The organism is Methylocystis sp. (assembly GCF_051062815.1).
In the GTDB taxonomy this organism is placed as follows: domain Bacteria; phylum Pseudomonadota; class Alphaproteobacteria; order Rhizobiales; family Beijerinckiaceae; genus Methylocystis.
This window is the reverse complement of record NZ_JBPFDU010000045.1, coordinates 1-13,874: the sequence shown is the minus strand read 5'-3', so window position 1 is coordinate 13,874 and position 13,874 is coordinate 1. Positions and strand designations below refer to the sequence as shown.

Sequence of the window (13,874 nt, the reverse complement as noted above, 5' to 3'; positions counted from 1 at the left end):
CATCGAAAAAGTCTGTCAACTTTTTCGGAACCTTCTCCAGGCGCGTTCTGCGCGCTACGAGAGCCACGCCGGCACATGATCCTGCGCAATGAGCGCGGCGACGCTTGGGCGGGGACGGATCACCGCGAAGCGGTCGCCGTCGACCAAGACTTCCGGGATAAGAGGCCTTGTGTTGTAGGCGCCTGACTGCACCGCGCCATAGGCGCCCGCAGTGAGCACGCAGAGCAATTCTCCAGCGCGCGGCTCGACGATCTCGCGTCCATGCGCAAGATAGTCGCCCGTTTCGCAGACAGGTCCGACGATGTCGGCGACGATCTTTTGCCGATCCGCGCCCTGGCGCACGGGGATGATGTCGTGCCAGGCGTCGTAGAGCGTCGGACGGATAAGATCGTTCATGCCGGCGTCGACGATCACGAAGGTCTTGGCGTCGCCATGCTTCACGTAGATGACGCGCGTCACGAGTATGCCGGCGTTGCCGACGATGAGCCGTCCCGGCTCCAGCACCAGCCTGCAGCCGAGCCCGCCGAAATGCCGGCGCACGATCTCGGCGTATTTGTCGGGATGGTAGGACTGCGGATCGTCGCCGTCGCGATAGGGAATCCCCAGCCCGCCGCCGAGATCGACATGCGAAATATCGTGCCCGTCGGCGCGCAGGTCGCGCACGAGTTCGGCGAGCAGCGAAAAGGCCTCGTCGAAGGGCGCGAGGTCGGTGAGCTGGGAGCCGATATGCATGTCGGCGCCGGCGATTTCGATTCCCTTGAGCTTGGCGGCGAAGGCGTAGACCTCCCGCGCCCGCGACAGCGGCACGCCGAATTTGTTTTCGGCGAGGCCGGTGGAAATCTTCTTATGGGTGCGGGCGTCGACGTCCGGATTGACGCGGAGCGACACGCGCGCCGCACGCCCGAGAGCGACCGCCGCCTGCGACAGGGCTTCGAGCTCGGGCTCGGACTCGACGTTGAAACAGAAGATTCCGGCGTCAAGCGCCGCCACGATCTCCTCACGCGTCTTGCCGACGCCGGAAAAGGTGATTTTCTCAGGCGCGACGCCGGCGGCGAGCGCCCGCGCCAGCTCTCCGCCGGAGACCACATCCATTCCTGCGCCCTCGCGTGCGAGGAGACGCAGCACGGCCTGATTGGAGTTGGCCTTCACGGCGTAGCAGACAAGCGCGTCGAGACCAGCGAAGGCCTGCGAAAAAACCTGATAGTGGCGTCGGATCGTCGCCGCCGAATAGCAATAGAAGGGCGTGCCCACCTCATCGGCGAGCGTCGCCACGGCGACCTCCTCGGCGTGGAGCGCGCCGTTTCGATAGTCGAAAAGATGCATCGGCTTACAGCAGCGGGTCGAGCGGGAAGGGATATTGCGCCGGCGGTCGATTGCCGATGGTGCCCGGGATCGGCGGCGGCGGGAGAGAGGTTTCAGGAGCGCCGGCCGCCGGCCGCGGCGCCCCGCGCGCCGCTCTCGCCTCCGCTTCCGCCCGCAGGATCGCCCCGCGCGCCTGAGTTTCGGGCGGCAGCTCCACAGGCCCGCGCCGGCCGCAAGCGCAAAGGCTCGCGGCGACGAGCGCCAGCGCAAGAACCGCCAAGGGGCGGCGGGTGAGGAGCGGCAATGGAGGCGTCACGGCGATTCGTCCCAGGGGAGAGCCCGCGCACTATAGCGATGAAGCAAAAAAAGGCGAGGGCGCGGGCGTGACGAAGATCGGCTTCTTTGCGGGCGAGGCGCGCCGCGTGCGCGAGCACGAGCTATGCTGTTCCAAAATGGAACGGGGCGCGGCGTTAATGATCGCCGTCGACGTGACCGCACCTCAGCTGCGCTGGACGCGGCGCTCGAAGGAGCCAAATTAACCGAAAAGCGCCAAAAGCCGGGCCTTCCATCGGCGCGCCTTTACGATTTGGCGTCTGCGTGTTTAGGTCAAGCATGGTCAGCGTTCCGCGTTTATTCGCAGCTCTTGCCGCGGCTGTTTTATTCACGGCGGCCCCTGCCGGCGCTGCGGTGCGCGTGCGCATCGACCTTGCGGCGCAAAGGCTCGAGGCGGTCACGCCGCAGGGCGAGACTGTCAACTGGAAAATCTCAAGCGGCCGCCGAGGATATGAAACGCCGACCGGAACCTACAGTGTCATGCGCATGGAGGCCGATCATCATTCCGATGAATATGATCAGGCGCCGATGCCCTACGCCATCTTCTTTTCGCCCCGCGGCCTCGCCATTCACGGGAGCTATGAGCGCGGTTTGGGCCGTCCGCTCTCCCACGGCTGCGTGCGGCTCGCGGTTCCGAACGCGCGGCAACTCTTCGATTGGGTGGAAAAGCACGGGGCGACGATCGAAATCACCGGCGGCGCCCGCCGCGCGGCCGGCCGCCAGGAGGCGGAGCGCCAGGAGGGCGGGCGCCAAGCGGCCGAGCGTCCACGCATGACGCGGCGACCACGCCCTGTTTACGAAGAGCCGTCCTTCGGCTTCAGCATGGAGAGCTACTCCCCCTTCTAGGTCTGCCGGGTCCCGCGGCGTCCGGCGTTGCATCTCGGCAACACTCTCGGACTGAATCGAAATGGATGCCGCGGCGCGTTTGCCGGGCTACTTATTAACGGGTAATGCTCGGATTTCTGGCGCTTGTTGTTGACGAGCAGAGAGAGACATTGACGACATCCAAAACACCCCTTCTCGATCGCATCGCCTCCCCCGAAGATCTGCGCAAGCTTCGTCCCAACGAGCTCAAGCAGGTCGCGGAGGATTTGCGGCGCGAGACGATCGACGCCGTGTCCGTGACCGGCGGCCATCTTGGCGCGGGCCTGGGCGTCGTCGAGCTGACGGTCGCCCTGCACTATGTTTTCGACACGCCGCGGGACAAAGTGATCTGGGACGTCGGCCACCAGACCTATCCGCACAAGATCCTCACCGGCAGGCGCGACCGCATCCGCTCGCTGCGCATGGGCGGCGGCCTGTCCGGCTTCACCAAGCGCGCCGAAAGCGAATATGACGCCTTCGGCGCCGGCCATTCCTCGACCTCCATTTCGGCCGGCCTCGGCATGGCCGTCGCGCGCGATCTCGCCGACGGCGACAATCACGTGGTGGCGGTGATCGGCGACAGCTCGATGTCGGCCGGCATGGCCTATGAGGCGCTGAACAACGCCGGGGCGCTGCACTCTCGCCTGATCGTCATTCTGAACGACAATGACATGTCGATCGCCCCGCCCACGGGCGCCATGTCCGCCTATCTCGCCCGCCTGGTTTCGGGCGGCGCGTACCGCTCGATCCGCGAGGCCGCCAAACAGCTCGCCAGCCATTTGCCGCGCTTCATCTACGACAAAGCCCGCAAGGCCGAGGAGTTCTCGCGCAGCTTCATCACCGGCGGCACGATGTTCGAGGAGCTCGGCTTCTATTATGTCGGGCCGATCGACGGCCACAATCTCGACCATTTGTTGCCCGTGCTCAAGAACGTCCGCGACAAGGACGACGGGCCTGTCCTGGTTCACGTCGTCACGCAGAAGGGCAAGGGATTTGGGCCGGCGGAGGAATCGGCCGACAAATGCCACGCCGTCAATAAATTCGACGTCGCGACCGGCATCCAGATCAAGCCCAAGGCCAATGCGCCGACTTATACGAATATTTTCGCCAAGGCGCTGGTCGCCGAAGCCGAACATGACGACAAGATCGTCGCCATCACGGCGGCGATGCCATCGGGCACCGGCCTCGATATTTTCGGCAAGGCCTTCCCGCATCGCACCTTCGACGTGGCCATCGCCGAGCAGCACGCCGTCACTTTCGCGGCCGGCCTCGCCTGCGAGGGCTATAAGCCCTTCTGCGCGCTGTACTCGACCTTCCTGCAGCGCGGCTACGATCAGGTCGTCCACGACGTGGCGATCCAGAACCTGCCGGTGCGCTTCGCCATCGACCGCGCCGGCCTCGTCGGCGCCGACGGTCCGACGCATGCCGGCGCTTTCGATCTGGCCTATCTCGGCTGCCTGCCGGGATTCGTCATCATGGCGCCCTCAGACGAGGGCGAGTTGATGCATATGGTGGCGACGGCGGCCGCCTATGATGACGGCCCGAGCGCCTTCCGCTATCCGCGCGGCGAGGGGCTCGGCGTCGACCTGCCGGAACGCGGCGAAATTCTCGAGATCGGCAAGGGCCGTATCCTGCGCGAGGGTTCGAAGGTCGCGATCCTCTCGCTCGGCACGCGGCTCGCCGACTCGCTGAAGGCGGCGGCGGAGCTCGAAAACTACGGCGTCTCGACCACCGTTGCCGACGCCCGCTTCGCCAAGCCCATCGACCGTGACCTGCTGCGCCGGCTCGCCGCCAACCACGAGGCGCTTATCGTCGTCGAAGAAGGATCCATCGGCGGTTTTGGCGCCCAGGTCTTTCAGGCGCTCTCCGAAGATGGGATGCTGGACGGCGTGCGCGGCGCGTTCAAGTTCCGCAGCATGACTCTGCCGGACGCCTACATTGATCATGACAAGCATGAGTTGATGATCGCCAAGGCGATGCTCGACAGCAAGGCGATCGTCGGCAAGGCGCTGGAGCTCTTGGGCGACGAAAAGGCCGCGGCGCGGGTGATGATCGCGTAAGCGGCCGCACCAACATTTCGCGGAAGTCTGCATAAAAAACTTGGCGCGGCCGCGCGGCGGGCGCGAACCCTCTCCCTGCGGGGAGAGGTGGTCGCCGAAGGCGACCGGGAGAGGGGACTCGCTTGCATTTCGGGCTTGAGCGAGGGTCCGCCCGACGAAATTCTCTTCGATGCGAATAAAATCGCCAGAGCCAAACCCCTCACCCGGCTGCTCCGCAGCCACCCTCTCCCTGTGGGAGAGGGTTTGGCGCCTGGGATTTTGATTGAGCATGCTGATGATTTTTTGCGCCCCCGCCGTCTCCGCCCCAGCTGCCCCAGGCGCCTATGCCCTCTGGCTGCGCCTCGCCTCGCCGCTCGACGTTCGCGTCGGGAAAATCTCAGCGACGCTTCCCGCCGGCGATTATCTTTATTGCGGCTCGGCGCGAGGCCCCGGCGGATTGCGGGCGCGACTGGCGCGACACATGCGGCCGCACAAGCGAGCCCACTGGCATATCGACCAGCTCACCGCAGCTGCGAGCCTGCTCGGCGCCTTTGTTGAGGAACAGGGCGACGAATGCGTCCTCAACGCCGCGCTCTCCGATCTACCAATCCCGATCGCCGGCTTCGGCAGCTCCGACTGCCGTCGCTGCGCAGCGCATTTGCGTCTTCTCCCGAAAGGCGCGGCGCTTCCTTCCGACTGGGAAAATGCTAGGAAGGCGGCCCACCTCCCCCTTAAGAGGGGAGGTCGCGCGGCGTAGCCGCGCGGAAGGGGGTGGATTCCCCGATCGCGGGCGCTCACCCCACCCCGCGCCTTCGGCGCGACCCTCCCCCTCGAGGGGAGGGTGGCGCGCGCATCGGAACAGGTCTGGATGTCCAAAGACGAAATCAAAACCAAAGTTGAAGCGCGCACGCCGCGCGGGCTCGCTGACCGCGAGGCCGGCGAACTCGCCGCCACCGCCCGGATGCTCGACGTCATCCGCGAGGTCTATGAGCTCTACGGCTTCGAGGCGCTCGAGACGCCGGCGATCGAATACACGGACGCGCTCGGCAAGTTCCTGCCCGACCAGGATCGGCCGAATGAGGGCGTCTTCTCCTTTCAGGACGACGACGAGCAGTGGCTATCGCTGCGCTACGACCTGACCGCGCCGCTGGCGCGTTTCGTCGCGCAGAACTTCGACCGGCTGCCAAAGCCCTATCGGTCCTATCGCGTTGGCCATGTCTACCGGAACGAGAAGCCGGGGCCGGGGCGGTTTCGGCAGTTCATGCAGTTCGACGCCGACACGGTCGGCTCCGCCTCGCCGGCCGCCGACGCCGAGATCTGCATGATGGCGGCGGACGCCATGGAGCGCTTAGGGATCGCCCGCGGCGACTACGTCATCAAGATCAACAGCCGCAAGGTGCTTGACGGCGTGATGCAGTCGATCGGCCTTGCCGGCGAGGAGAACGCGGGCCGCCGCCTCGTCGTGTTGCGCGCCATCGACAAGCTCGACCGGCTGGGCCCCGACGGCGTCCGGCAGTTGCTTGGCGAGGGCCGCAAGGACGAAAGCGGGGATTTCACCAAGGGCGCGGGGCTCCCTCTGCCGGCGATCGACACGATCCTGTCCTTCAGCCTCGGGGGACAATATCGCGACGGCGCGCCGGCTTTCGATCTCTTCGGCCTGCTCGGCAAGAGCGAGGTCGGCGCCCAGGGCGCGGAGGAGCTTCTAGAAATCGAGGATCTCGCGCGCGACGCGGGCTTTGGGCCGGATCGCATCCGCGTCGACCCTTCCGTCGTGCGCGGCCTCGAATATTACACCGGCCCCGTTTTCGAGGCCGACCTCACCTTCGAAACCAAAGACGAGAAGGGAAATCCCGTGCGCTTCGGCTCCGTGGGGGGCGGTGGCCGTTACGACGGTCTCGTCGGGCGTTTCAGATCGGAAAATACGCCGGCGACCGGCTTCTCGATCGGCGTTTCAAGGCTCTTCGCGGCCTTGAAGCTCATCGGCAGCCCGATCGTCTCGGCGCGTCCGCATGTCGGCCCGGTCGTGGTGCTGGTCCTCGATCGCGAGAGGCTCGCCGACTATCAGCGGATCGCGGCGCAGCTGCGGGGCGCCGGGATCGCCGCCGAAATCTATCTCGGCGCTTCGGGCATGAAGGCGCAGATGAAATACGCCGACCGGCGCAACAGCCCGCTTGCGATCATCCAGGGCTCCGACGAAAAAGCGCGCGGCGAGGTCACCATCAAGGATCTCGTCGCCGGCGCGAAGGCCGCCGCCAATATCGCCACCAACGAGCAATGGAAGGCGCTTCGTCCCGCCCAATTCGCCGTGCCGGAAGCCGAGCTGGTCGAAGAGGTCCAAAAGGCGCTCAAGGAACAAATTTAACCTGCGGCGAAGCTGATCATTGCCAGGCGCGCTAGCGCGTATAGTTTTGCGAAGGGGTAGAGGAGCAAACGCAGATGAATGGCGACACGCCCAAATCAATCGTCCATCCCACCGATCTCTCCTTCGCGAGCCAGGACGCCTTCGCGCATGCGCTGCGGATCGCCGTGGCCTGCAAGAGCATGTTGCACATTCTGCATATCGAAGCGCCCGAGACCGAGGAGGATGATTGGGATCGCTTTCCGCAGGTGCGCGAAATGCTGGCGCGCTGGAAGATGATCTCGCCGACCGCGACGCGCGCCGAGGCGGCCGAACAGCTCGGCGTCAAAATCGTCAAGGCGTCGGTCGAATCGGAATCGCCCGTCGTCGGCGTCACCGCCTATGTCGAGCGGCACCTGTGCGATCTTCTTGTGATGATGACCCGGCCGCGCAGCGCTCTGGAGCGTCTGCTCGCCAGCTCGGTCGCCGAGGAAACGGCGCGCGAGACGCATGTGCCGGCGCTGTTCCTGCGCGAGGACCAGAAAGGCTTCGTCGACCGGGAGACGGGCGCCGTCTCGCTCAATACGGTGCTGATGCCGGTCGAGGCGACGGTCTCGCCGCTCGACGCCTTCCGCCACGTCGCCGCGCTCGCGCATTGTCTCAACCCGGCCGCCGACGTCATGATGCTGCACGTTGGCGACGAACTGCCGCTTTTTGAAGGGCTGCTGCCGCATATCGAGTTGCGCCGCGGCCCCGTCGTCGAAACCATTCTCGCCTATGCGCAGGAGATCAAGGCCGACATGATCGCCATGCCGACGCGTGGCCGAAAGGGCCTGCTGGAGGCGCTGCGCGGCTCGACGACGCAGCGTGTGCTGCACGAGGCGCCCTGTCCGCTGCTCGCGTCGCCGGTGAAATAATCGCCGGCGCATCGCCGCTCATTCCCGACAGGCCGAAGGCCTGATCGGGATGCGGGAATCGCGGTCTGAATCTTGAGAGCCGATTCGGAAATCTCGCTCAACGCGCGAGCGTCGGGCAGCGGTCGCGCCGGTTTTAGAGCGAGCGCTGGAAATGCAGCACGCCGCCCTGCGCGCCCTTCAGGAAGAGGTCGTCGCCCTTCGTGTCCCAGAACGGCCCCGAGAGCAGGACCGCCCAATAGTCGCGCTCGAAGGCGGCAAGCGGGCCTTCACATTTCCGTTCGTTGACCGCCGGCATGGTGCGCGGTCCGAGCCGGTTGGGGCCGATGATGAAGATGCCGGACCAGTTCTTGCAGCCCGAAAAACCGTTGGCGCGGCCGGTTGAGTCGATGGAGATCCACATCTCCACCGGCGGCGCTTTGCCGTTGATCTCCTTGAGCACGAAGTTCTGGTTGTGCGGGAACGGCTGATAGCGCGGAATGCCGCCCGTCTCCTTGTTTTCGTCTTCCGGTTGCTTCTGCTCCGCGCCCTGAGGCGGTTTTGCGCGGCTCTTGGCGTCGGCTGGCGCGGCGGCGAGCGCAATGGCGCAGAGCGAGGCGGCTAAGGCGAGCAAAATCCTGTTCATCGCGTCAATCATCCTCCCCATAAGGCGACCCGCGCCAGTCGGTCCCGGCCCGCGGCGCAGCGCCTTATAGCATGCTCGGCAGGACGCGGTCAGGCGGCCGGTGGCCGTCCATGAAGGTTTTGATGTTGATGATCACTTTCTCGCCCATATCGATGCGGCTTTCGATGGTCGCCGAGCCCATATGCGGGAGCAGCGTAACCTTCCCGGCCTTGGCGAGCTTCAATAATTTGGGAGAGACGGCGGGTTCATGCTCGAACACGTCGAGGCCGGCGCCGGCCATCTCACCCGCTTCAAGCATGCGCACCAGCGCGTTCTCGTCGACGATTTCGCCGCGCGCGGTATTGATCAGAATGGCGTGGGGACGCAGATGCGCCAGTCTGCGGGCGGAGAGAAGATGATAGGTCGCCGGCGTATGCGGACAGTGGATCGACACGACGTCGACTCGCGCCAGCATCTGATCGAGCGATTCCCAATAGGTCGCCTCCAATTGCTCTTCGAGATCGGCCGAGACCCGCCGACGATTATGGTAATGGATTGAAAGTCCAAAGCTTTTCGCCCGCCGCGCCAAGGCTTGGCCGATCCGGCCCATGCCGACGATGCCGAGCCTCTTGCCGGTGATCCTGTGGCCGAGCATCCAGGTCGGCGACCAGCCCGCCCAAGCGCCGTCGGGAATGGCGCTCGCGCCTTCGACGAGACGACGCGCCACCGAAAGGATCAGCGCCATCGTCATGTCGGCCGTGTCTTCGGTCAGAACGCCGGGCGTGTTGGTGACGGTGATGGAGCGATCGAGCGCCGAGGCGACGTCGATATTGTCGACGCCATTGCCAAAATTGGCGATCAGCTTCATTTGCTCGCCGGCCTGGGCGATCAGATGGGAATCGATACGGTCGGTGATGGTCGGCACCAGCACGTCGGCCGTGCGCATGGCCTCGACGAGTTCGTCATGCGTGAGCGGCTTGTCGCTTTCGTTGAGGCGCGTGTCGAACAGCTCGCACATGCGGGTTTCGATGACCTCGGGCAGCCGGCGCGACACGACAACGAGCGGCTTCTTTTTCGGCATATCCCTGGTCGTGCCTCCGCGTTCATGTTGTGTTGCAGCAGCGTTTCTGCGATTGCGCTATGATCGTCGCCGCGTCGCCGCGGCGGATGAAAAGACGCCGGCGAGTTTCGCCGGCTTCAACCGGGTCTTAACGACGGTCAGCGACAAAACCAATACGCCTCCTCGGCGGACGCATTCGACTTCCTAGCAGATGACGGGCCAAAGACAAGCGAGCGATCAGTCCACCATGTCGCGAATAAATACAGAATCTGCGCCAATTTCGGCAGCCTTCTCAAACGCTCAGGAATTTTTCCAAAAGCGTCGCCGCGCGGTTTTCGCCGCGCTCCTATGCGCGCTTTTTTGCGCAGCGCACGCCGACGCTCAGGAGCCGCAGAAGGGGCCGGTGAGCGGCCTGCCCTTGCCCCGCTACGTCAGCCTCAAATCGGATCGGGTCAATGTTCGCGAGGGGCCGAGCAAGGAACATCCGACTCTGTGGATCTTCGAACGCGCTGCGCTCCCCGTCGAGATCACCGCCGAATTCGAAACCTGGCGCAAGATCCGCGATTCCGAAGGCGCCGAAGGCTGGGTGCTGCACTCGCTGCTCTCCGGACGGCGCACCGCCTTGGTTGCGCCGTGGAAAAAGGAGCCGCAACTGCTCGTCGCCGCCGATCATTCGACGCCCGCGGCCAAGCTCGGCCCCGGCGTCATCGGCAATTTGCGCAGCTGCGACGGCAAATGGTGCCGCATCGCCGGCAAGGGCTTTGACGGCTATATGGCGCAGGAAAATCTCTGGGGCGTCTATCCGGGCGAGAAATTCGAATAGTCAGCCGGATGGACCGCCCGGCAGGCGGCTCTTGAGTTTCTCCAACGCCGTCGAAACGGCGTCCCGACTGAAGGGCTTGGCGACGACCGGCGCATCGGCATGCGCCTCAAGCACGCCCTGTTCGCCGTAACCGGTCACGAAGGCGAAGGGCTTATGCCGGCGCTCCAGAACGCCGGGGAGAACATGAGCCTTCTGGCCATTGAGGTTGACGTCGAGAAAGGCGATATCGAAATCTTCGCTCGTCGCCTTTTGCAGCGCGTCCTGCACATTGCCCGCGGTGGCGACGACTTGCGCGCCAAGCTCCTCGAGAAACATTTCGAGCGCCATGGCGATCACGGCCTCGTCTTCGACGATCAGGACGCGAGGCGTGTTCATTTGAGCACTTCCACGCCAAGAGGAATGTCCATCTCGCAGCGAAATCCTTCGCAGGGGAATTCGACCGCGATCCGCGCGCCCGCTTCGGACGCTAGCGTTTTCTCGATCAGGCGCATGCCAAATCCTTTGACCAATGGGGGCGAGATCGGCGGTCCGCCGTATTCGCGCCAGACGAGATGGAGCTTAGGCGTGCGTCCTTTGGCGTCAACGCTCCACTCGACGGCGACTCGTCCGCTCGGCGCCGAGAGCGATCCGTGTCTGACGGCGTTCGTGCACAATTCATGCAGCGTCATCGCCAAGGCCGCCGCGATGCGCGGGCAGACGTCGACAGGCGCTCCTGAAATGTCGAAATTCTCCTGGCCCGCCGGGGCGATCGCAGTACGCACGAGTTCGTCGACCTGCGCCTTCGTCCAGTTTTCGCGGGTCAGCACGTCATGCACGGCGGCGAGCGCCAGCAGACGATTCTCAAAGAGCTCCACCGAATTCTGCTTCAATTCGCGCAATGAATGCAAAGCGATCGAGTGAACCGTCGCAAGCGTATTCTTGACGCGATGGTTGAGCTCGTGGATCAGAAGCTGCAGGCGTTCGCGGTCGCGTTCCTGTTCGGTGACGTCGGTGTTCGTGCCGAACCAGCCGACGACGGCGCCGTTCTCGCGCAGCGGTTCGATGCGCGTCAGAAATGGCCGGTAGAGCCCGTCGGCGCCTCTGAGCGGAAAGATCATTTGGAAAAATTCGCCGTGCTGGATCGCATGCGTCCAGCGCTCCAGCATCTTGGGCAGCACGCCCGGATGATGTACCGATTGCCAGCCCCATCCCGCCATCTCCTCGGGAGTCGTGCCGGTATATTCGTACCACCGGTCATTGTACCAAAACACCCAGCCATCCGGTCGCGCCATCCAGGCAAGATTCGGTATGGAATTGGCGAGCGCCTTGAACTGCGCGTAGGTGATCTCGGATTCCTGTTGGCTCGCCCGCTGCGACATTGCTCCTCGCCCCGCCCTGGTTTTCGAATAGGTCTCGACGGCCCTGCGGCGATGTCGAGCTGCTTCGAAACTTGTCGTCTCCCGGAATATAGGGCGGGCTTAGGCGCGGCGAAGACGCACCACGACATCTACGCGTGCGACGCGCAAACCGTCGGGCGGCTGAGGAAGATCGGAGACCGAGACATTCGCGCCGGCGATATCGTAAAGCTCTCCGTCGTCTTCGAGAAGAAAATGATGGTGGTCGGCGGTATTGGTGTCGAAATACACTCGGGCGCCGTCGACGGCGATCTCCCGCAGCAGGCCTGCCTGGGTGAACTGGTGAAGCGCATTGTACACGGTCGCGAGGGACACGGAGAGATTGGCGGCGAGCGCCTCTTCGTAGAGCCGCTCCGCCGTCACATGACGATCGCCGCTCTGTCCAAACAGCAACTCGCCGAGCGACAGCCGCTGACGGGTCGGCCGCAGCCCCGCGTCGGCCAGCAACTCTGCGACGCGCTTGCGCGGCGCACAGTCTGGCGGAACGGTCGAATTCGGCTCGGCGTCCATTGCAGCGGCTCGCGGTTTTCCACTCTCGCGGTTTTCTACATGGCATCATAGGGGGAACGGCGGGAAATTCAACGCCGCCCGGCTGTTGCGACCCCGCTTGCGACGGCGCTTCCGGCCCGGGCGAGGCTATGTTACGGATCGCTTCGCCCAAAAGCGGATAAGAGCGGCGCCGCCGCCGGCGCTAAAAAGATAAGGGCGCGCCCTTTAGGGCGCTTGGGGAAGAATGGGCCTTCAAAGGCTCCAACGCGAGGAACAAAGGACGATGGGCGAAAGGCGCTCCTCATTCGGCTACGAGGATTTACTGGCATGCGGCGAGGAGAAGCTGTTCGGCCCGGGCAATGCCCAGCTGCCGCTTCCGCCGATGCTGATGTTCGACCGGATCACCGAGATCTTCGAAGACGGCGGCGAGCACGGCAAAGGCTACATGCGCGCCGAACTCGACATTAAGCCGAGCCTTTGGTTCTTCGACTGCCATTTCAAGGGCAATCCCGTGATGCCGGGCTGCCTTGGCCTCGACGCGCTGTGGCAGATGGTCGGCTTCTATCTCGCCTGGCTCGACAATCCGGGCCGCGGCATGGCGCTGGGCGTCGGCGAGGTGAAATTCAGCGGGCAAGTTCGCCCGACCGTGAAAAAGGTGACCTACGGCATCGACTTTAAGCGCGTCTTCAAGGGCAAGCTTGTGCTCGGCATCGCCGACGGCTGGGTCGCGGCGGACGGAGAGCGCATCTATGAGGCGAAGGATTTGAAGGTTGGGCTCGCCAAGGCCGAGGCGCCGGCCGCCGCCTGAAGCGCACACAAAGGCGCGGGAAAGCGCCGCCAAGGAGTTGGACCAATGAGACGAGTCGTCGTCACCGGCATGGGGATTGTGTCGTCGATCGGCAACACCACCCAGGAAGTGATCGCTTCGCTGCGCGAGGCGAAGTCGGGCATCGCCCGCGCGGAGAAATACGCCGAACTCGGCTTCCGTTCGCAGGTGTACGGAATGCCGTCGCTCGACCCCTCGACGCTCGTCGACCGGCGCGCCATGCGCTTCCATGCGACAGGCACGGCGTGGAACCACGTCGCCATGGATCAGGCGATCGCCGACGCCGGCCTGACCGAAGCGGAAATCTCCAACGCGCGCACCGGAATCATCATGGGGTCCGGCGGCCCCTCGACCCACACGCTCGTCGAATCCGCCGACATCACCCGCACCAAAGGACCCAAGCGCGTCGGTCCTTTCGCCGTGCCCAAATGCATGTCTTCGACCGCCTCGGCGACGCTTGCGGTCTGGTTCAAGATCAAGGGCGTCAACTATTCGATCTCGTCGGCCTGCGCCACGTCCAATCACTGCATCGGCAACGCCTACGAACTGATTCAGTATGGCAAACAGGACATGATGTTCGCGGGCGGTTGCGAGGAGCTGGAGTGGGAGCTGTCGGTCCTCTTCGACGCGATGGGCGCCATGTCCTCCTCCTATAATGATCGTCCGGCGACGGCCTCGCGCGCCTATGACAAGAATCGCGACGGATTCGTCATCGCCGGCGGCGCCGGGGTGCTGGTGCTCGAAGAATTCGAACACGCCAAGGCGCGCGGCGCGAAGATCTACGCCGAAGTCGCCGGCTATGGGGCGACCTCCGACGGCCATGACATGGTGGCGCCCTCGGGCGAAGGCGCGGTGCGCTGCATGCAGCAGGCGCTCGCGACGGTGAAG

The 13,874-nt window shown here is 64.6% G+C and carries 16 protein-coding genes; 9 read left to right on the top strand and 7 right to left on the bottom strand.

The features are described from left to right. Positions 1 to 54: 54 nt before the first annotated feature. Both lysA and lptM read right to left on the bottom strand, forming a co-directional pair. Positions 55 to 1,323: a diaminopimelate decarboxylase gene (gene lysA / locus ACR65W_RS06965; protein ID WP_434498695.1), complete on the bottom strand. Its 1,269-nt coding sequence runs from the start codon at positions 1,321 to 1,323 to the stop codon at positions 55 to 57. 4 nt (positions 1,324 to 1,327) lie between these two features. Next, positions 1,328 to 1,618: an LPS translocon maturation chaperone LptM gene (gene lptM, locus ACR65W_RS06960; RefSeq protein WP_434498696.1), complete on the bottom strand. Its 291-nt coding sequence runs from the start codon at positions 1,616 to 1,618 to the stop codon at positions 1,328 to 1,330. Positions 1,619 to 1,685: 67 nt separating this feature from the next. Between lptM and ACR65W_RS06955 the strand changes: the two genes are divergently transcribed. The 6 genes from ACR65W_RS06955 (at position 1,686) to ACR65W_RS06930 (ending at position 7,793) form a co-directional block, all read left to right on the top strand. Beyond that, positions 1,686 to 1,841: a hypothetical protein gene (locus ACR65W_RS06955; RefSeq protein WP_434498697.1), complete on the top strand. Its 156-nt coding sequence runs from the start codon at positions 1,686 to 1,688 to the stop codon at positions 1,839 to 1,841. Between the two features lie 58 nt (positions 1,842 to 1,899). Beyond that, positions 1,900 to 2,481: a L,D-transpeptidase gene (locus ACR65W_RS06950; RefSeq protein WP_434498698.1), complete on the top strand. Its 582-nt coding sequence runs from the start codon at positions 1,900 to 1,902 to the stop codon at positions 2,479 to 2,481. Positions 2,482 to 2,630: 149 nt separating this feature from the next. After that, positions 2,631 to 4,559 (top strand): 1-deoxy-D-xylulose-5-phosphate synthase, encoded by a 1,929-nt coding sequence (gene dxs, locus ACR65W_RS06945; RefSeq protein ID WP_434498699.1) that lies wholly within the window; start codon positions 2,631 to 2,633, stop codon positions 4,557 to 4,559. A 274-nt stretch (positions 4,560 to 4,833) separates the two neighbouring features. Next, entirely contained in the window at positions 4,834 to 5,295 is a 462-nt protein-coding gene (locus ACR65W_RS06940) for a GIY-YIG nuclease family protein (RefSeq protein WP_434498700.1), read from the top strand. Positions 5,296 to 5,406: 111 nt separating this feature from the next. Beyond that, positions 5,407 to 6,900, top strand: coding sequence for a histidine--tRNA ligase (gene hisS, locus ACR65W_RS06935; protein ID WP_434498701.1), 1,494 nt, complete (start codon positions 5,407 to 5,409; stop codon positions 6,898 to 6,900). A 74-nt stretch (positions 6,901 to 6,974) separates the two neighbouring features. Continuing rightward, positions 6,975 to 7,793: a universal stress protein gene (locus tag ACR65W_RS06930; protein ID WP_434498702.1), complete on the top strand. Its 819-nt coding sequence runs from the start codon at positions 6,975 to 6,977 to the stop codon at positions 7,791 to 7,793. Positions 7,794 to 7,926: 133 nt separating this feature from the next. On the opposite strand, the gene ACR65W_RS06925 is transcribed toward ACR65W_RS06930, so the two are convergent. Continuing rightward, positions 7,927 to 8,415, bottom strand: a complete 489-nt coding sequence (locus tag ACR65W_RS06925; protein ID WP_434498704.1) for an META domain-containing protein — start codon at positions 8,413 to 8,415, stop codon at positions 7,927 to 7,929. Between the two features lie 64 nt (positions 8,416 to 8,479). Then, the gene (locus tag ACR65W_RS06920) at positions 8,480 to 9,475 is read right to left on the bottom strand and encodes a 2-hydroxyacid dehydrogenase (RefSeq protein ID WP_123174605.1); all 996 of its coding nucleotides are present in this window, start codon (positions 9,473 to 9,475) and stop codon (positions 8,480 to 8,482) included. 190 nt (positions 9,476 to 9,665) lie between these two features. On the opposite strand from ACR65W_RS06920, the gene ACR65W_RS06915 reads away from it, so the two are divergent. Further along, positions 9,666 to 10,277: an SH3 domain-containing protein gene (locus ACR65W_RS06915; RefSeq protein WP_434498705.1), complete on the top strand. Its 612-nt coding sequence runs from the start codon at positions 9,666 to 9,668 to the stop codon at positions 10,275 to 10,277. Here ACR65W_RS06915 and ACR65W_RS06910 read toward each other — a convergent pair whose 3' ends face one another. The 3 genes from ACR65W_RS06910 to irrA form a co-directional block, all read right to left on the bottom strand. Beyond that, positions 10,278 to 10,652 (bottom strand): response regulator, encoded by a 375-nt coding sequence (locus tag ACR65W_RS06910; protein ID WP_434498706.1) that lies wholly within the window; start codon positions 10,650 to 10,652, stop codon positions 10,278 to 10,280. Continuing rightward, positions 10,649 to 11,635, bottom strand: a complete 987-nt coding sequence (locus ACR65W_RS06905) for a sensor histidine kinase (RefSeq protein ID WP_434498707.1) — start codon at positions 11,633 to 11,635, stop codon at positions 10,649 to 10,651. The genes ACR65W_RS06910 and ACR65W_RS06905 overlap by 4 nt, the downstream gene beginning before the upstream one ends. 99 nt (positions 11,636 to 11,734) lie before the next feature. Next, positions 11,735 to 12,181 carry an iron response transcriptional regulator IrrA gene (gene irrA / locus ACR65W_RS06900; RefSeq protein WP_014891798.1) on the bottom strand — a complete coding sequence of 149 codons (447 nt, stop codon included), beginning with the start codon at positions 12,179 to 12,181 and terminating at the stop codon, positions 11,735 to 11,737. 262 nt (positions 12,182 to 12,443) lie between these two features. On the opposite strand from irrA, the gene fabA reads away from it, so the two are divergent. Both fabA and ACR65W_RS06890 read left to right on the top strand, forming a co-directional pair. Next, a complete protein-coding gene (gene fabA, locus ACR65W_RS06895; protein WP_014891799.1) occupies positions 12,444 to 12,968 on the top strand; it encodes a 3-hydroxyacyl-[acyl-carrier-protein] dehydratase FabA in 525 nt (174 codons plus the stop codon). A 45-nt stretch (positions 12,969 to 13,013) separates the two neighbouring features. Then, positions 13,014 to 13,874: beta-ketoacyl synthase N-terminal-like domain-containing protein (locus tag ACR65W_RS06890; RefSeq protein ID WP_434502416.1), on the top strand; the 861-nt coding region annotated here is incomplete at its 3' end.